General features: G+C 51.0%; 12 protein-coding genes. 1 reads left to right on the plus strand and 11 read right to left on the minus strand.

Going from position 1 to position 18,752, the window contains the following annotated elements; genetic code table 11:
- Positions 1-10: 10 nt before the first annotated feature.
- The 4 genes from ACFQRK_RS06180 to ACFQRK_RS06195 form a co-directional block, all read right to left on the minus strand.
- Positions 11-2,032: a ComEA family DNA-binding protein gene (locus tag ACFQRK_RS06180; RefSeq protein WP_379004698.1), complete on the minus strand. Its 2,022-nt coding sequence runs from the start codon at positions 2,030-2,032 to the stop codon at positions 11-13.
- Positions 2,022-2,816: a hypothetical protein gene (locus ACFQRK_RS06185; protein ID WP_379004700.1), complete on the minus strand. Its 795-nt coding sequence runs from the start codon at positions 2,814-2,816 to the stop codon at positions 2,022-2,024. Before ACFQRK_RS06185 ends, ACFQRK_RS06180 begins: the two co-directional genes overlap by 11 nt.
- A gap of 104 nt (positions 2,817-2,920) precedes the next feature.
- Entirely contained in the window at positions 2,921-4,345 is a 1,425-nt protein-coding gene (locus tag ACFQRK_RS06190) for a Gfo/Idh/MocA family oxidoreductase (protein ID WP_379004702.1), read from the minus strand.
- A gap of 54 nt (positions 4,346-4,399) precedes the next feature.
- Positions 4,400-5,257, minus strand: a complete 858-nt coding sequence (locus tag ACFQRK_RS06195; RefSeq protein WP_379004704.1) for a sugar phosphate isomerase/epimerase family protein — start codon at positions 5,255-5,257, stop codon at positions 4,400-4,402.
- Positions 5,258-5,349: 92 nt separating this feature from the next.
- On the opposite strand from ACFQRK_RS06195, the gene ACFQRK_RS06200 reads away from it, so the two are divergent.
- Entirely contained in the window at positions 5,350-6,375 is a 1,026-nt protein-coding gene (locus ACFQRK_RS06200) for a LacI family DNA-binding transcriptional regulator (protein ID WP_379004706.1), read from the plus strand.
- 141 nt (positions 6,376-6,516) lie between these two features.
- Here the strand turns inward: ACFQRK_RS06200 and ACFQRK_RS06205 are convergent, their stop codons facing one another.
- The 7 genes from ACFQRK_RS06205 to ACFQRK_RS06235 all read right to left on the minus strand — a co-directional run bounded on the left by ACFQRK_RS06205 (position 6,517) and on the right by ACFQRK_RS06235 (position 18,746).
- Complete coding sequence (locus ACFQRK_RS06205) at positions 6,517-8,676, minus strand: c-type cytochrome domain-containing protein (protein WP_379004708.1); 2,160 nt, start codon at positions 8,674-8,676, stop codon at positions 6,517-6,519.
- Positions 8,677-8,684: 8 nt separating this feature from the next.
- The gene (locus tag ACFQRK_RS06210) at positions 8,685-10,157 is read right to left on the minus strand and encodes a DUF1501 domain-containing protein (RefSeq protein ID WP_379004710.1); all 1,473 of its coding nucleotides are present in this window, start codon (positions 10,155-10,157) and stop codon (positions 8,685-8,687) included.
- A gap of 30 nt (positions 10,158-10,187) precedes the next feature.
- Complete coding sequence (locus tag ACFQRK_RS06215; RefSeq protein ID WP_379004711.1) at positions 10,188-12,530, minus strand: PSD1 and planctomycete cytochrome C domain-containing protein; 2,343 nt, start codon at positions 12,528-12,530, stop codon at positions 10,188-10,190.
- Positions 12,531-12,657: 127 nt separating this feature from the next.
- Positions 12,658-15,918, minus strand: a complete 3,261-nt coding sequence (locus ACFQRK_RS06220; protein ID WP_379004713.1) for a PVC-type heme-binding CxxCH protein — start codon at positions 15,916-15,918, stop codon at positions 12,658-12,660.
- A gap of 88 nt (positions 15,919-16,006) precedes the next feature.
- Positions 16,007-16,987, minus strand: coding sequence for a 2-dehydro-3-deoxygalactonokinase (locus tag ACFQRK_RS06225; protein ID WP_379004715.1), 981 nt, complete (start codon positions 16,985-16,987; stop codon positions 16,007-16,009).
- Positions 16,959-18,107: a galactonate dehydratase gene (gene dgoD, locus ACFQRK_RS06230; RefSeq protein ID WP_379004717.1), complete on the minus strand. Its 1,149-nt coding sequence runs from the start codon at positions 18,105-18,107 to the stop codon at positions 16,959-16,961. The genes ACFQRK_RS06225 and dgoD overlap by 29 nt, the downstream gene beginning before the upstream one ends.
- A 12-nt stretch (positions 18,108-18,119) precedes the next feature.
- A complete protein-coding gene (locus ACFQRK_RS06235; RefSeq protein ID WP_379004719.1) occupies positions 18,120-18,746 on the minus strand; it encodes a bifunctional 4-hydroxy-2-oxoglutarate aldolase/2-dehydro-3-deoxy-phosphogluconate aldolase in 627 nt (208 codons plus the stop codon).
- Positions 18,747-18,752 lie beyond the last annotated feature (6 nt).

Genomic DNA, 18,752 nt, shown 5'->3' on the forward strand with positions numbered 1-18,752 from the left:
AAACGTTACATCAAAATTGCAACCTCAACTGGACCCGCACATCCGATCGCTGATTTCCCGTTATCGTATCCAGTCCGCTACCTACCTCCTCTACTCCGCGATAAATAAACGTCGCATATCGAACCCACACATCCATCTTCCGCCCAAATCGACAACGGAGGTTAATATACGTACGGATGCCCTGGTTGTGGTAAACCGGAAAGGAGTAGGCATACAAAACGTCGTTTTCAAAGGCATAAATGCGAGCGTTGTATCCGGAGGTGTTAAACCAGGCTATCCGGGCGTTTCCACTCAGCTTTCCGGCCATTGGTTTGAAAATTATGTCTTGATAAGCCATCCATCCGGTCTCCGCGGGCACACCCTCTTTTCGATAGTGGGTCCATTCGACCCGGTTCCGCAGGCTCCATGCATCCCCCAATTTATACTGCCCGTTTACCCGTAATTGCTGCCGAAGCACATCGACCACCATAGGATGCGGCACATCTATCGACGCATTTTCCGCGCGTTGCCTATACCGGTAACGAATGGAGACATTCGCCTTCTTATACCAAGAATAGGTAAACTGCGAGAGGAAGTCTACGCCCCGCGAGGGAGCATCCACCCGATAACGCAACCAGGGAAAGCGAAAAAAATCGCCATACAAAACCCACTCGACCGTCCTGTTTGGATGGTATACGAAACCCGAAAAGAATCCACGTTCGTTTGATGCCATACTTCCCTCGGCAATTCCCTGGTTAAAAAACGAATGATAATTTCGTTGAAAATTCCGGTGATGAAGCGAAAGCGAAAGGTGAGGATGCAGCGACGCAATCACGCCATTTGCATAAGCAAAGCCGCTGCCAATACTATGCGCTGCTTCGCCGTACCAATATATACCCCGCCACGAGTAATGATAATGGAGGCTGGCGTTCCACAGGCTCGTTCCCCGGAAAGCGTAACGATTCCGCAGGAGATCCTGTGGTTGAATAGTGGAATCGAAATGGGTATGATAGGCTATCGTTCCTATGCGGAGCCGCCGATAGGCATATTGCATATGTGTTCCATAAACCCGTTGCAACAGCGCATGACGGTTAGCAATCTCTGTAGGCGTTCGGTGCAGTCCGGTTTGGCTAATTGAGCCGACAGAACGTTTACCGTCGACATAGGTCACTGCACCGTCCAGACGGCGTACCGAAAAAAACGGGGTGACCGAGAAATGCCCGCTTGCGATGGTGGCAGCAACTCCTCGCAAAAAAGACACCTCATTGGACGACGTATAAGGCCGTACCCCCGCAGATTGCCTGGCCATACCCTGTATCATTGAACTTTTGCCGAACCCCATACCGTTCCACATTGCCAATCCCTGACCGAACTGCAGGGAGTAATCACCGACGGCCAAGTTCTTCAATACGCCTTGATTCCGTATGTAAACACTGCCTGAATAAAAATCAAACCGGGCTTCCCCGGCATCTTTCTTCATGTTAAAAGCAACTTGCAGATCCCGGCCGAATTGGTAACGATACCGGACAAGAAGTTGTTCGGGTGAGCCCAGATACCGGGATCGCGTTGTGTCCGTAACGGTATATCCGCGTCGCTGCTGGACCGTCCGCCCGTATCGGATCATCAGGTCGTGGGTACCGTCCGTCATGAATTGGCCAACCCCGACTCCGGATAAAGATGAAGGGGCACCCACGGTAATATACGGCATGATTAGCCGGAGTAATTCCATATCCGCTCCTTCAACCGCCTGCAATTCGTAAAGGGATATAAACCGGCCAGTCCGGTTCCGGTAATCCAGTAAATTATCAATAAACAGTTGGGGTACAAATTGCAGTTCCCGTAGTTCGCTGCCATCCGTTCGGTTAAGGTCAACCGGATGCTTTCCGTAAAACTCCAACCGTTCCGCCAGCTCCGAAAAATCGAAGTCCTCCGTTCGCTCCTCCGCCATAAACTCCATCAGCCGTTCCATAAGCAAGTCTGCTTCCGACTGGCCACATACCTGGCCTGCATACAACAGTCCGATTAGCGGTATGACGTACGGACTAAAACGCATAGCAGAGTCCTATTTGTGGTGTTGCACCCAATCGGGGGTGAAAAGTTGTTGCTGTGTGCAAGGTAACATGCTGCCAACGGAGTCCAAATCCGGCATGCTGCTGGAGCGGATTGACAGACAGGCCGCCACGCAGGTACAAGAGATCCCCGATGGCGTATTCCATGCCAACATGTCCTCCCAACGTTTGGGTGAGACGATAGACCATTTCAGCCACGACAATAACCGCGGAAAACGGATAGCTGATTCCGGCTTTCACGTAAGCAGGTATTATTCCATACACACCCGGTTCGTAGCTTGCACTACCCACATTGGTATACTGCAAACCAATAATGGCATTTTTTGGCAAACGATATTGCATGCCTACGTCCACCGTTATCGAAGAAACATTCAAATAGGACGGAATACGAAGCTGGTGATAATTGGCCGATAGCCCCAGTGCGAACCGAGGGCCTAAGTGCTTGGCCAACGAGAAGCCGGCTTTTACGTCATGATACGCCGATTTCAACCCAAATCGATTCAACATCAACCCAAAGACCCCGTAACGGGTCGGCAGCCCCAATAAAGCGGCTTGCGTCGTAACATCGGGAGAAAAAAAATGATGTTGGTAGTTGATACTACCGGTTGGATGCTCCACCCCCACCAGGCCGGCAGGATTAGCCGTCAGACTGTATATCCCCTCGAGGGCGGCACCCGTGAAACCCATGGCTTGGTAGTTTGGGCCGACGTAGGTTTGGGCTAGGCTTTCATAGGAGATCAGGAGGAGTATAAGACACCTGCTAATCATGAAGGTGAATCTACCTCAAAAAATGAAAAGTTGAAAACGAAAAATTGAAATTTAACTTTCAACTTTCCATTTTCAACTACTAATTATCACGTGTGAATTAGAAACTAAACTTGATAGTATTGTTCCCAACCTTTCCGTGGTGGCGGGCCTATCAGCAGTTCATTCGCTGTTTTATTGTTGGTAATGATTTTTTTCTTCCGATCGAATTCCAGCTTGGTGTTCAGTTTCTGAGACAATACGCCCAGGCAAAATACCTGACTTAGGGGACCGGAAATCTCAAAAGGCGACCGTGTCTTTTCTTCCCCTTTGCAGGCTTTCAGGAAATTGGCAAAGTGATTGGACGGGCTAGCCGGTACTTCCGGTAATCGCGATGCCATTTCTTTTGCTTTCTCTTCGGGAATGATGGATAGGGTGCTCCCATGCGACCCCCCTTTAAATGTCAAGTCCTTGCCATAGATAATTTTTCCGGGATTCAACTTAACGGGCTCCAGGTTACCGGTGCTGGGGGGCGGGATATTGGGATCCAGTCCCGAGACACCGTATCCTTCCGGAATGGGAGGTAAATTATCCACTCCATCATACCAGGTAATATCCAGTGCAGGCATGCGCTTACGTTCGGGGAACCGGAACACGATGGTTGAAGACATGGGGAAAAAGAAATCGTTATGCCCCGTGGCTTTCGTGCATTCCACCTCATAGGGCAGTCCCAAATCGAGGAATTGGTGTGCGGTATCGATGATATGCGCTCCCCAGTCGCCCAGGGCTCCCATGCCGAAATCGTACCAGCAGCGCCATTGCCCGTTCACGTAATCATGGTTATACGAATGTTGCTTGGCTACCGCAGCATGCCACAAGTCCCAATCCAACGTATCGGGGATCGGCTCGGCAGGCGGAAAAGATGTGATGTTGGGATCCCATCCGTGCCAGCGGCGGGGGGAATTCATATGTGCGGTAATAGCCGTTACGTCCTTGATGATTCCCGCTTCCACCCAAGCCTTGAATTGGAAGTAGTTCGCCTCGGAGTGCCCTTGGTTACCCATTTGCGTAACGACGTTTTTATATTTCTTCGCTGCTTTCATTAACAGCTCAGATTCTTGGAATGTGCGGCTCAAAGGCTTTTCTACATACACATGTTTACCCAATCCCATGGCGTGCATCGTGATGGGAAAATGTGAAAAATCGGGCACGCCAACGGATACGGCATCAATTTGGTTGCCCATTTTATCAAACATTTGCCGAAAATCCTGGAAGCGCGGCACATTGGGAAACTTCTTCAAAATGTCAACGGTATGGGGCGCTCCCATATCGACGTCACAAAGGGCAACGACGTTACACAAACCCGTCGCATAAAGGTCATCAATAATCTGTGCGCCCCGGTTGCCAATCCCGATACAGGCCAGGTTTACGCGCTCATTGGCCGATGCCAACTTCGGCTTAGCCATTAATAATCCAGGAGATACGGCCGCCACGGCCGAGGCCAGCATGGCCCGTTTTATAAATATCCGTCTTGAATGTGAATTGTTGTCCATTATTAATTGATAACGTACGTATTTGCTTTAAGGTTCAATCGTAAATAAGCTGCATTAAGACAGTGAGTCTACGACTCCCTGAAAATACCCTTTGCTTTCGGCCAATCCGGCCAAAGGATCGGACATATCTTTCTCGAACTCCAGGCTGCACTTTCCCTGGTAACCTACCTTACTTAACGTTTTGACAAATCGCGGAATATCGATCACGCCCCTTCCCAATTCACACGTTTTACCATCTGCCGTTGGTGAAGTAACGTTCTTGAGGTGAATGTCAAATATCCGTTGATGGTAACGTTCTACGTCTTTGATGGAATCGTGTCCGTCGCGGGCGTTATGTCCCATGTCAAAGCACAGCCCCATTCGTTCGTCCAGATTTTTCACCGCTTCGAACACCGTTGTCGCATTCGGATACAACTTGTCTTCCGGGCCATGATTGTGGATGGCATACTGCATGTCGTATTCCTTAACTTTTTCAGAAATATAGGGCAGATTTTCCCGCGAGGGAATCCCTACGACCAACTTCACGCCCACCCGCTTTGCATATTCAAACCCCCTATCAATTTCATCTTTGGACTTCGCCATGTAGATCGGTCCAACGGCATATCCGGTTACGCCTGAATCGGCCAACTTCTTGTGAAAAGCGGCAATCTCCGCGTCGGTAGCGGTAAGGGGCAAATGAAAATCTTTAATACATAGGTAACGAACGTCCATCCGTTTCATCATCGCCAACGAGTCATCCAGTCCAAATTTAACAAAACTGTATCCAGCGATGGCCAGATCAAAATTGACTCCTTTGGCGACGCTCGAATCTTTACCGTGTTCCGGTTTCGTCGATCCGAACGCCCGGCCGGCCAAACCAGCCGCGGCAATCCCTAACAATCCTTTTTGGACAAACTTTCTCCTTGTTTCCATCTCGTATGTATTTATTTGAATATATTGGTTACTTTATTTTCTCCCGCAATGCGCAACGCGAATGGTTGTTGCTTTTTCCTTATCTTAGCCCAATGGATCACAAGCGAGCCACCATCAAAGACATTGCCGCAGCACTTAAACTGTCCCCCTCTACCGTTTCCAAAGCCCTGCGGGACCATCCTAACATCGGGATTGTTACCCGGGAACGCGTTAAGAAACTAGCCAAAGAACTTCGTTACGTTCCCAATCAAACCGCCATCCGGTTTAAGCAGCAAAAATCATTCACCCTCGGGATTGTCATTCCCAACATGCTCGACCATTTTTATGTAGCCGCCGTGGAGGGTTTTGAAAAATCCGCATATGACCATGGTTACCACGTTCTCATCGGTCAAAGTCATGAGAGCCTTCAGCGGGAAAAAGAGTTGCTGCTTACCATGCAAAGTAACCGTGTAGACGGTTTGGTCATTGCCATATCCCGTGAGACGGTCGATACGACCCATATCAGCGAGTTTGTCTACTCCGGCATTCCCGTTGTGTATTTTATACGCAAGCCTATCAATGAAGAACTTCACTGCGTTTGTAGCGACGTATACACCGGAGCCCTCGATGCCATAAGTTACTTTGTATCCCGCGGCCACAGACGGATTGGCTTTATCAATGCTTCTTCCTTTTGGACGACCAGTCGCGATCGCTTCCTTGGCTATCGAGACGGACTGATTCAACACGGCATCCCATTCGATAAATCCCTCGTGCAGGAGAGCGATTTCAGCCAGGAAAGCAACCAACAAGCCATGCGTCGCCTGATGCAACTGGACGATCCGGCAACAGCCGTTCTCGCTTTCAAAGATCAGGTTATGCTCGATGCATTGAATTGCCTGCGTCTCGAGTTCGCTACGCAAGCCGACACCGTCGAACTCATCGGTTATGGTGCCAATCCCATGATCCAGTACCTGGAACGCCCCCCTCTTGCTTCCCTCAAAGAACAACCCTACGAAATCGGACAAAAATCAGGTTTCATGCTCTTAGACCTGGTTAATCATCCGCACACCGATTACCATCCCCAACTTATCAAATTTCCCTGTAACCTGAGAGTATTCAACGTGCATCAACAAAGATAAGGAAAGGCACCTCCACTTCGTTTGTCCAAACGTAAAACTCCGTATCTTTCCCATATCAACCTGGTAAAAAGCGCATTTTTAATCTTTTCAAACGGTGTACTACTTTGTGAGGTTTGAACCGTCATGGATGAGATACTACACTCAATTGAGGATGATTTCATCCACAAAAATCCAAGCGGGATTTCCCTCAGCCGGATATCCCTGGGGTATGGGAACGAAGGGCTTCACTTCCAACCGGAGATAACGGATCGCTTCGGCAGTTGCCGGTATATCGACGATACGATTGGCAGAAACCGATTCTGGTTTTTCCAAAACCGGCTCGAAACTATTCAATAACCGTGCACCTGCCGAATCCGCACCTCCCCACACCTGGATGGTCTTTGGGGGATAAATGTGGGCTCCATACAATTGTTTCAAGCTGATACCAATGGTGTCCAGATCGATCGCTTCATTGAAATGAAAAGACACGTTCATGGGTTGGCCGTGGTATCCCAACCATTTGCCATCCGCATGGTTATCACCTCCACTTACCAAATCGGCGACGTTAAATGCTCCCCGTCCTTTATAGCGAGGGTCCGGCGAACTCAGCAGATGTACACGATCCGGACGATTTGCGGATCGGTAAAAAACCGTTGAAACTTCCGCACTGGAAAGCCATCCGGATTTATAGCCCTTTACCCGGATCGGAGTAGCGGCTTTCAGGATAAACGGTTTTTGATAAACCGGTGAATGAATGCTATCCGGTTCACTTCCATCGAGCGTATAGCGCAATTCGACACCAGCGATGGGGTGACTAAGCTCAACGGTTACCTCGTCTCTGAAAAAACGACTGGTCGGCTTGACGATCGGGTTGTTCAACGGAAATATCGTCTGGCCATCGTCCCTGTAGCCCTGTTCAATCGTAATGTTTTTATATTGCCGTCGCAATTTATCAAGCGCACTTGCTTCCACCGGCGTATTCCAGACGTATACATGTGCCAGTTTCGGCATAGCCAATAAGGTTTCGAGGCCGGCCTCTGTCACATTTGTGCTACTTAGGCTAAGGGTATGCAAGTTAGACAACGTCGCCAACGTCTCGCTCCACCGATCGTCCACAGGCGTTCCGTTCAATATCACCTCACGCAGATTGGTAAAATTCCTGATTACTTCCCGATCTTCCTCTGAAAGGGGCATCCCGCTTAGTGACATCGATACCACCTGTGGCGCGACCGGCACCAGTTCCTTCAGCGACTGCTCGGTGAATGAAGCCTTTCCGTAAAAGCCTACAGACAATGCGGGCGACCCTTGCGCGACGGGCTTGACAACGCGATACGGTGTGTTCAGTTTCGCTATCACTTCCGCATCAGCCGCCGGAAAATCGTAGGTTTCGCCCTTGGGCGGCCCATAAATTGCGACGGCTAACCCGCGAATCGGGTCATCTGCCGCCAGTGACGCCAGGCGCGTGTCGAAATCGGCTCCGGAAACCACCCATGCCTCAATCAACGCCAGCTCCTCGGGTGTCAGCTGGGGTTTGCCCTTGGGCGGCATATGGTGCTCGTGATCGGCATCAAGCAACAGCCGCTGGACAAGGAGGCTCTCATCTGCGGAACCGCTGACCAACGCCGGACCGCTATCGCCCCCCTGCATCATCAAGGCTGTGTCTGACAATATCAAACCACCTTTGGCTTTGCTGGGACTATGGCAACTCAGGCATTTTGCCTCGAGGATCGGATACACCAGATCGGAAAACACAACGGCCGTTTCGACGTCCAATTCCTTTTGCTTTTTACGTTGTATCGGCTCAAACAGGTAATCTTCGCCGTGAGTCAATCCCGCACCGTAATGTCCGGCGATCAACAACACCGCTAAGGCGATACTGAGCCCGGCTTTGAAAAGATTGGAATACGTATTCCCCGCGATGGAAATCCGTCTGTGATATCCTAACAGACCGGTACACAGAAAGCACAGTACCACTCCCGTCCATTTATGCCATTGGAAACCCGAACCCTCATATCCGCCTTCCTTTGAAAGGAACAACCCGGCCATTGCCGTTATCGCTGCGCTCCATGCCGTCAATAACAACAGTGCGTAAACAAGCCGTTTCACCTGCGTATGCCCGATTTCCAGTTTCTGCCCAAAACACCCAAGCAGCCAGACTAATACCAACAAAACGATCGGGAAATGCAGTAATAGCGGATGCGCGCGCCCCACCACCTGCAACGATGCCGGCACCTGAATCCGGCTCTCAAAAAGCAGAAAAAAAACAATAAATACCTGAAATGCAATGAGCAGATTAAGCAGGGCGGTATGGATTGATTTCATGCTAGCGGCTACACCAATATATCCTTTACCACCGTACCGGCCACGTCGGTAAGGCGGTAGCGCCGTCCCAGGTGTCGGTAGGTCAATTTCTCATGATTCAATCCCAATTGATTCAGAATGGTTGCATGAAAATCGTGTACATGCACGGGATCCTTAACGATGTTGTACCCAAACTCATCGGTTTCTCCGTATACCATTCCGGGTTTTATGCCTCCACCAGCCATCCATACGCTGAAGCAGCGTGGATGATGATCCCGTCCGTAATTGTTGTGTTCCAACCTTCCCTGGCAATAATTAGTCCGGCCGAACTCTCCGCCCCAGATGACCAATGTTTCGTCAAGCAGTCCGCGTTGTTTAAGGTCGGTTACCAAAGCCGCTGAAGCCTGATCGACGTCCTTAGCCTGCGTAGCCATCTCATTGGGCAGGTTCCCATGCTGATCCCATCCTTGATGGTAGAGTTGAACGAACCGCACGCCATTTTCAGATAATTTTCTAGCCAATAAGCAGTTGGCGGCATAGGTACCTGGGACCAGGCAGTCCGGTCCATAAAGTTTGACAATATGATCCGGCTCTTTAGACAGGTCGGTAACTTCGGGCACAGATGTTTGCATCCGGTAAGCCATCTCGTATTGTTGAACCTTTGCCGTAATTTCAGGATCCCCGAACGCATCGAACTGAAGCTGATTCAGTTCAGCCAGCTTATCAAACAGCTTTCTGCGACTTACTTTATCGGTTCCAGCGGGATTACCGAGATACAGTACCGGATCCGGCCCGCCCATCAACTGTACGCCCTGGTGTACGGAGTCCAGGAAACCGTTGGTCCATAGTTTGGCGTACACCCCCTGTCCGTTGCCTCTCCCTTTGGATACCAATACACAGAAAGCCGGCAGGTTCTGGTTTTCGCTGCCCAGTCCGTAACTCAACCATGCTCCCATACTGGGGCGGTTTCCCTGCTGGGCACCGGTCTGAAAAAAAGTAATTGCCGGATCGTGATTAATTGCATCGGTATGCAATGACCGGATGATGCAAAGGTCGTCCACAATCTTTGCCATATGCGGGAACACAGAACTTACCCACGCCCCGCTTTTTCCGTATTGGGCGAAGTCATAATAGGATCCCACTAAGGGGAAACTTGCCTGACCTGCCGTCATTCCCGTGAGCCGCTGCCCACCCCGTACCGACTCGGGGAGGTCTTGCCCCATCATTTCGCGGAGCTTGGGTTTGGGATCGAACGATTCCAGCTGAGATACCCCGCCGCTTTGAAAAAGGTAAATAACCCGTTTTGCCCGGGGTGCAAAATGCGCCAGACCTGGCACCATTCCCTCATCGTCTGCACTCCTGCCGGAAAACAGATCCGGTATCAGTAACGAACCCAATGCTGCGCTTCCTATACCGATACTTAACCGCGATAAAAACTGTCTGCGATTTTCGAACAAGCGGGCTTTTTCGACCTCCTTCTCCAGTATCCTATCTTTCTTCATGCCATTCGTTTTTGTTATCAGCCTTCAGTTCTATGTCCGTGTAATGGTTTCTTCCAGGTTGTACAGTCCGTGAATAACGGCCATCAAAGCCGCCTGTTCAACGGGATCCAGCTTCACCTGGGGGGCCTCACCTACATTCACAAATGCTGCTGCATCGGCCGGTGATTCCCGATAGCGACTTAACTCACCCGAATAGTAGGATTCGAGCAATGTCAGTTCCTTCTCACTGGCATCCCGGCTCAAAATCCGTCTGAACGCACGGGTAATGAGTTCCCGCGGTTTTGCATCAGGCGTTGCTTGCAACAAGCTTCCCGCGAGTACACGGGATGCCTCCAGGATAACCGGATCGTTCAGCATCACCAATGCTTGGAGCGGTGTATTGGTACGTTGGCGGGTAACTTCACACATATCGCGGTTGCTTGCATCAAAAATCAGCATATTGGGTGGCGGTACCGTTAATTTGATGAACACATACATGCCCCGTCGGTACAGGTCGTTTCCATGGTCTTGCACATAGTTCGACAAAGCTCCCCTGCCTGAGCTGGTTACTTCCCATATCCCATCCGGCTGATAGGGCTTTATACTGGGGCCGCCGATCTCCGGATTGAGCAGTCCGCTACTCGCCAATGCCAGGTCCCTTATAAACTCCGCCGGCAACCGAATCCGCTTTGCCCGTGCGAGGTAGATATTATCGGGATCTTCTTTCAGGTGCTTTTGGGTCACGCGGGAGGATTGCCGGTAGGTAGCACTCATCACGAGCTGTTTCATTAACCGTTTTACGTCCCAGCCATTGTCACGGAAATCTGCTGCCAGCCAGTCCAGCAATTCCGGGTGGCTGGGCAGTTCCCCCTGGTTACCAAAATCGGCCACGGTAGCTACCAAGCCGCGTCCGAAAACCATCGCCCATAGCTGATTGACAAATACCCGCGCCGTCAGCGGATTCTCTTTGCTGAATGCCCAGGCAGTCAATCCCAGCCGGTTCGGTGCATACCGCGTGCTGTCAAACGACAGGATGGATTCCGGAGTACCCGGATATACCCGTTCTGTCGGCGCATCGTATACGCCCCGATCGAGTATGTAGGTCGGCCGTACCTCGTCGAGTTCGCCCATTACCGATACGGATACCGCCGTTGTATCGCCGGCTTTGTTTATGAATTGCAGAATGCTATCCACATCCGCTTGGGTGATGGTAAGCCGGGGCGTCTTGGATGGCCCGGAGTTGACGAGTCCTTCCAGGCCTTTTTCGGCGGAATTATTGAAAAAAGCGTACAGCTGAAAATAATTTTTCTGCGTAAAGGGATCGTATTTATGGTCATGGCACTGTGCACATTCCATCGTGATGCCCAGAATGCCTTTGCTGAAGGTGTTGGTTTTGTCCAATGCGTAGGCCACCCGGTATTCCTCCTCAATCACACCGCCCTCTTCCGTGATTTTATGGTTCCGGTTAAACGCAGATGCCAAAATCTGCTCTTTCGTGGCATTGGGTAGCATATCTCCCGCCACCTGCCAGGTCACGAAGCGGTCGTAAGGCATGTTTTCATTAAATGCGTGGATCACCCAGTCACGCCAAGGCCATTGCGTACGGATATCATCATCCTGATAACCATAGGAATCCGCGTAGCGGGCTACGTCCAGCCAATGCATCGCCATCCGCTCACCGTAAGCCTTTGATGCCAACAGTTCGTCGACGGCCTTTTCATAGGCATTGGGTGAATGATCGGCCAAAAACCGTTGAAGCTGCTCCTCGGTAGGTGGCAAACCGGTTAAATCCAGATATACACGCCGCAGTAAATGGGACTTATCAGCCTCCGGATTGGGTTCAAGCCCCATCATTTCCATTTTAGCCAATACAAAATAATCCAATTGACTGGCAGGCCAATCGTTATCATCGACTTCCGGCGTTTCCGTCTTTTCGGGTGGGACAAACGCCCAGTGCGGTTTGTATTCCGCTCCCTGCCGGATCCATCGTTCGATGAGCCGGATCTCGTAATCTGTCAATGCCAGGTTGGAGGATACCGGCGGCATCTTCACGGTTTCATCGTCGCTGGTAATACGGCGGTACGCCTCGCTTCGATCCGGATGGCCGGGGACAATCGCATGCATCCCGGCCGTTTCCACCAATGCTTTGTACGCCCCCTCTTTTGTGTCGAGCCTCAGGTCCGCCTCGCGTGCGTTCTTATCCGGCCCATGGCAGGCAAAACATTTATCGGACAAGATCGGGCGGATGTGAAAATTGTAATCAACGACGGCCGGTATGGGCATGGAAGTTCCCAATCCAACGGGTTTGCGTCCGACAAAAAAATAACCGGAAAGCAAGGCGATAATTAGTGCAATCGCGATGCCTATTAACCACTTTATTGAGCGAGGTCGCATAATTGATTAACATCGGTGTTCCGTCAAATTTAGCAAAAACATTTCGGAAATAGTCAACGCTAAATCGATAAAATTCAATTCATTCCGGACGGAAGAACCGCCACATGATGCGCAAGTTCCGTCATTTTCACTGAACAATCACCCTCATCACTCCTTTCATGACCCGCCAATGCCCCGGAAACGTACAGAGAAACGGATAATCTCCCGGTTTATCCGGTGCGGTAAAATTCAACTGAAAGGTTTCAGCGGCACTGACAAGTGGCGTGTAAAAGAGCACCTCAGGCATCTTCGGAATAAAGTTCTTTTCGTAGCCATCCGGAAGTCCCGCCATACCGTCGGCGGCTGTTCCGACCTTTTCTTCGCTTCCCGGTTTAACGATCACGATGTTATGTGCCATCTGGTCGTTGTTTTCAAAAATCAGGGAAACCGTTTTTCCTGCTGTTACGGTAAGAACCTCTTTATCAAAGGCCATTTTTCCGGGCAATGCCGTTACGTGGACGACGACCTCTCCCATATCCTTTCGTGGCAAATCAGGCGTAGCCTCCTGTTTGTCGGTTTGCGGGTTCAGCAATTCCCGGTGCCGTTCACGGAACTGTTCAACGGCCGTAACGCCCGCCAACGCTTCGAAATCCGCAGCAGACAGCGGCGCGACTCCGTATTGCGCATGTTTGGGATCGTCCGTGATGAACCCCGGTACCTGTAATTCCGCTGCCGAAGCAAGCGGGCGGAGCAACGCATCGGCTTTTTCGGGTGCATCAGCCAAAAAGTTTTTGTCTTTTTTAAACATCTCCATCCAAACCGGCTTCAGGTGTTTAAACGACTCGATCAAGGCATATCCGATGTAGTCATCCACAGGTTGTTCGGTGACCGCCAATAACGCATTAACGGAAGCTTCGGATTTAAAGTGGCTGAGTGCAGCCACAGCCTCCAGCCTTACCCGAGGTGAAGGGTCTGTAGACAGGGTGGCAAGTCGTTCCTGGGCATCTTTTAGGGCATTCGACCAATACAGCAACACCCGCACGGCGGCGGCTCGTATCGCGGGGGTTTCACTTTTCAGCAACTCATCCAATAGGTGCTCATTGGGATGGTGGAACTGCTGGTATACCCACAATCCCTCCAAACGGTGCTGGTCGCGTTCAGGGTCGTTCCGATCCAAGCCGGCGATCCATTTGTCAACAGCAGGCAAGACTTCCTCGGCCGTAAACTCCCGGAGCTGCATGCGGACCCGGTATCGCAAACCATCCTCATAAACTTTCAACTGATCGAGCAGCTCAGGGATAGACAATCGACTAAGATCGGTCACGGGCAATACCTCTTTTCCCGTATACGTTATCCGCCATATCCTCCCGCGGGTATGGTCTCTCAACGAATCCCTGAAATTTTGTTCCCCATGCTGAATGATCGGGTCATACCAATCGATTACGTATAATGCGCCGTCAGGCCCGAATTTCAGGCCCACAGGGCGGAAATTCGGATCGGTAGACTGTAAAAGAGGTTCGATTTCATGCCCTACAATGCCACTGCCTTCCTCCGTGACCGTATGTTGTCTGATCCCCTGGAATCCGATGAATGTATTGAAAAGCACGTTTCCTTGCGCATGTTCCGGAAAAGCCCTGCTGGATACCACAGCCATTCCGCAGGTTTTCGGTTTTGCCGGCGAGGTCAGGAAATCCTTCATACCCATGTGCTTCTTGGGGTAATCAATCGCTACCGTAAGCGGCGGTGCAAAATAATTCATTCCGGTGGACACGTCGGCAATCAGGTGTGTACCATCCCGGGTGAACACACTTCCCCAAGGATTGGCGTACGGATATGAGATATACTCGTCCAGTTTCATCGTCCGCGGGTCGAACCGCCAGGTATTCCCGTAGGCTCCCCGACGTGGTCCATACGGAGTTTCAATCTGTGAATGCAGAAAGGTGCCCGTATGCATATACAATGCCCCGTCCGGCCCCCAGGTGTAGGTATTGAGCGTATGGTGAGCATCCTCGGTTCCAAATCCGCTGAGAAGGGTCTTGCGCTCGTCCGCACGGCCGTCGCCATCGGTATCCCGCATGAAGATCATGTCGGGTGCCTGCGTTACGTAAACGCCACCATCTCCCAGTTCAAACCCTAACGGCAGGTACAAACTGTCGGCAAATACCGTATGCTTGTCGGCTACCCCATCGCGATCGGAGTCTTCAAGCACCACAATGCGGTCGTCGGGCGGATTGCCCGGGAAGTAATGGGGATAAGCAGGCATAGTAGCCACCCACAACCTTCCCTGCGGGTCGAAGGTCAATGACACCGGATTCGCAATCGGAAAGTCCAGTTCGGAAGCAAAAAGGTTAATTTCGTACCCCTCTTGCAGAATAAATTGAGATTTTGCCTTTTCAAGCGCTTTGCGGCCTGCCTCTCGGTCGATGACCGTTTTAGATGGCCCGTTAATGTGGGTAATTGCCACCGCCTTTTCCAAATCGACCGTCGCCTGGCTGTCGCTGCCCGCCCAGATAAGGCTATCCAATTGCACGACCATGCGATCAATTTTCTGCAATTCAGCAGGAAGCGCTTCCCCTCCCGCCCAATCTTTCCGCCGGCCATAAATATACTCGCCGTTTTGCGCTTTGAACCGGTAAAAGAAATGTTGGTTTTTCTTTTTCACCAATTCTTTCAAACGCATGGCGTGTGGATCTTCTTTCCACACGGACACGGGAAACCCCAATGCAGCAGCCATGATTCCGCTGACTTCCCGGTATCCAACATCGTTGAGATGAATCCCGTTGGTCGTTAACGGTTGGTCGCTGCGCTTCATCAGATCCCGTGTGGGTGCATACAGATCGATAAATGAGATGCCCAGCTCACGGGCAACCTCCCGCATGCCCTCCGTGTAAGCACTCAGGTTTTTATTGTGATCAGCCGGATCCGGCAGTAAGCCCCCGAGGTCTTCGTGGGCAATTGGCGAAACCAGGATGACCCGTGGTGCCTCTTTTCCATTGTATTGCTGTTGCTGCAGATGCGAAAGAAAACCCCGGAGGTCACGCTGAAAATTATCCAGGCTGTCGCGTCCCTTGAATGCTTCATTCAGTCCGAAACAAACGAAAACAATATCCGCTTCCTGTTGGTGCAGATGTTCGTCCAGCGTCCCGAAATTAAGCGGCCGGGGGCGCAGACTTACTTCATCGGCACTCCACGCCAGATTCCGCATTTGGATACGACGTTCGGGGAAACTCATATGCAAGAGCGTTTCGAAGTAATTATGCTCCTGGAGCCCCACACCAAATGAATTGCCGATGACGACAATATGACTGTTCGGCTCCGGACTTAACGGGGTGACACGATCTCGCTGCCCGCAGGAGCAGAAAAGAAAAAGCAGGGCCAGTATCTGGCCGTAATGAAATTTGTTACTCATCAGTAAGATTCAAAGCTTGGTATACGCTCGAGATTTTCAATGTAATTCGGTATAATTGGAAATTTCCTACAATAGTAAAAAAAACCAATTAATCCTGTCTCGAAAGCATCATGTACTGTCCTGCAATCAGCGCCGCATCGGCGTCCATCGCGCCTCTGACCATCACCCCAAGCTCGCTCAAAGCGGTTTGGTATAAAGTACTGTGTGTCCATCCTGCAGCCAAATGAACCGCTATACCGGGAGGTATATCTTTCAATTCCGAACCGATCAGCAGTCCACTCAGATAGTAGAAGTTTTCGGTTCCGGGGACGCTTTCAAGAAGTTGATTCGTCCTTACCCGAAACGCCGCATGCAGGAGTCCGGACTCTTGCGCCGCTCTGATTCCCGCGCAAAAACGCGCTTGATTGGCCGGTTCATCGAAATCCGTTTCTTCCGCCACGGATGCGGAAAGGATGCTATGTGTCGACAGCAACTTAAAAAACTCACCGGTCATGTAAGTTTTAAACTCAATAACCTGTTGCTGCTTAACAATTACGTGTTTGGAGTGAGTACCGGGCAGGATAATGAGCTGCTCCTGATCATCGTTTGCCAGCATCGACGAACAGCCCAAAATCTTGGTCTCTTCCCCACGCATGACATCGGTCTCGCTCTGCACGCCGGAAATGACAAAAAGCGGATTCATATCGTTGTCAGCCGCGAGCTTCTCCACCAACAAACCGGCTCCGTCGAGACCGAACGGCAATTTTTGATAAGGCAGTTCCTTCATCCCGATAGACGAGGAGGCCATACCCGAAAGGATCACCGGGATTCCAGTCAGAGACAGTCCGGATTGTTGACCCAATTCACCGATCCGCTCCTTCAATATCGACGCATAAAATAGTTGCCTTTGCGGACTTCCTTGATCGATCCAGCGACTGTAGGTTTCGGCAATACCGCTCCCTTGCGTTACTTCGGCGAGAACGCTAAGATCCTCGGCCCGAACCAGCCGAAGCCGGAAGGCGGTTGTTCCCCAGTCGCAGCTTAAAAACAGCTCCATAGCCCTACCATTCCGCGACACTGCCATCTTCATGGCGCCAAACGGGATTTTGCCATTGGTGTCCCACTGCCGCCATTTTTCGAACGTGCGTTTCATCGATGGTGATGCCCAGTCCCGGCCCTTCCGGAATATTTACATACCCATCCTGGTATTGGAATACCGATTTATCTTCCAGGTAATCCAACAGGTCGCTACCCTGGTTGTAGTGGATGCCCAGGCTTTGTTCTTGGATAAACGCGTTGTGGCAGGTGGCATCTACCTGCAAACAGGCGGCCAGGGCAATTGGGCCCAACGGGCAATGTGGCGCCGCTGCCACATCGAAGGCTTCCGCCATGGAAATGATTTTCTTGCACTCGGTGATCCCTCCGGCATGCGAAAGATCCGGTTGGATAATATCTGCGTACCCCGCACTCAGCAACGATTTAAATTGCCATTTCGAAAACATCCGTTCGCCCGTAGCGATGGGGATGGATACATGGTTGGCAATCTCCCGCAAATCTTCGTTATTTTCGGGCAATACCGGTTCTTCGATGAACATTGGCCGAAACGGTTCCAATTCTTTCGCCAGTATTTTTGCCATGGGTTTGTGAACCCGGCCGTGGAAATCGACCCCGATTCCCAGGTCACCTCCCACCGCATCGCGTATTGCCGCAATGCGACTTACCGCTTCGTCGATTTTGGCGTAACTATCTACATATTGCAATTCTTCGGTTGCATTCATTTTAACCGCCAGAAAGCCGCTGTCGGCCATCCGTTTTGCTGCCATTCCAACGTCGGCCGGACGATCTCCGCCGATCCAGGAATACACCTTCATCTTGTCTCTTGCCTTACCACCGATCAACTGGTAAATGGGAGCACCGTAGTATTTTCCTTTAATATCCCATAAAGCCTGATCGATCCCCGCGATCGCACTCATCAAAATGGGGCCACCTCGATAAAAACCGGCCCGGTACATCACATTCCAGTGGTCCTCAATGGGCAGTGGGTCCTTTCCTACCAGGTACGTCATCAATTCGTCAACCGCCGCCTTCACGGTCGCCGCTTTTCCTTCGATCACAGGTTCACCCCACCCTACCAAGCCGTCGTCTGTTTCGATTTTCAAGAACAGCCATCGTGGGGGCACCAGAAATAGTTCATAGGATTTGATCCTCATCGTAAAGATTTATTATCGTTTAGCAATTGCAGCCACAAATTGGCGTGCCTTTTCAGTAATCGTCTCCAACGACTGGGCGGTAAGGGGTTGTTTGGCGTTCACCAACGCGCTGCCAATGCCGAATCCCACGGCACCCGCCTCTTTGTAATCGTTGATATTTTGTGGGGTAATTCCCCCTGTGGGTAGCAAAGGTACCTGCGGAAGCGGACCGGAAAGCTCCCGGATATAACCGGGCGATGTAGCAGGAAACACCTTAATCAGATCAGCCCCCCATTGAAATGCGGAATAAATCTCCGTAGGGGTATAAGCCCCCGGGATGCTCACTGCACCAAGATCTTTGGTTACGTTGATAACATCGCGCTCAACAATCGGCGAAAGCACAAACTTTGCGCCCGCCGCAATGGCCGCTTTTGCCATCGCCGTGTCAAGCACCGTTCCGGCCCCGATCACCATCCCGTCGCCAAAAACTTCCGTCACCTTCCGGATAGCGGTTAACGGTTCCTCCGAATTCATCGTAATTTCCAGTACACGGATTCCCCCGGCGTGCAAAGCCTGCGCAACGTCCACGATCTGTGCTGAGGGCACGCCTCTCAGAATTGCTACGATTTTGTTTTCAGTAATTTGGGATAATGTAGACATATATCG

The sequence above is a fragment of the Parapedobacter sp. GCM10030251 genome, assembly GCF_042666505.1.
GTDB lineage: Bacteria > Bacteroidota > Bacteroidia > Sphingobacteriales > Sphingobacteriaceae > Parapedobacter.

Coding starts and splice junctions, on each gene's coding strand:
- ACFQRK_RS06225 (WP_379004715.1), bottom strand. CDS start 16,987: ATGAAGATGGCAGTGTCGCGGAATGGTAGGGCTATGGAGCTGTTTTTA.
- ACFQRK_RS06220 (WP_379004713.1), bottom strand. CDS start 15,918: ATGAGTAACAAATTTCATTACGGCCAGATACTGGCCCTGCTTTTTCTT.
- ACFQRK_RS06235 (WP_379004719.1), bottom strand. CDS start 18,746: ATGTCTACATTATCCCAAATTACTGAAAACAAAATCGTAGCAATTCTG.
- ACFQRK_RS06180 (WP_379004698.1), bottom strand. CDS start 2,032: ATGCGTTTTAGTCCGTACGTCATACCGCTAATCGGACTGTTGTATGCA.
- ACFQRK_RS06210 (WP_379004710.1), bottom strand. CDS start 10,157: ATGAAGAAAGATAGGATACTGGAGAAGGAGGTCGAAAAAGCCCGCTTG.
- ACFQRK_RS06215 (WP_379004711.1), bottom strand. CDS start 12,530: ATGCGACCTCGCTCAATAAAGTGGTTAATAGGCATCGCGATTGCACTA.
- ACFQRK_RS06185 (WP_379004700.1), bottom strand. CDS start 2,816: ATGATTAGCAGGTGTCTTATACTCCTCCTGATCTCCTATGAAAGCCTA.
- ACFQRK_RS06205 (WP_379004708.1), bottom strand. CDS start 8,676: ATGAAATCAATCCATACCGCCCTGCTTAATCTGCTCATTGCATTTCAG.
- dgoD (WP_379004717.1), bottom strand. CDS start 18,107: ATGAGGATCAAATCCTATGAACTATTTCTGGTGCCCCCACGATGGCTG.
- ACFQRK_RS06195 (WP_379004704.1), bottom strand. CDS start 5,257: ATGGAAACAAGGAGAAAGTTTGTCCAAAAAGGATTGTTAGGGATTGCC.
- ACFQRK_RS06190 (WP_379004702.1), bottom strand. CDS start 4,345: ATGGACAACAATTCACATTCAAGACGGATATTTATAAAACGGGCCATG.
- ACFQRK_RS06200 (WP_379004706.1), top strand. CDS start 5,350: ATGGATCACAAGCGAGCCACCATCAAAGACATTGCCGCAGCACTTAAA.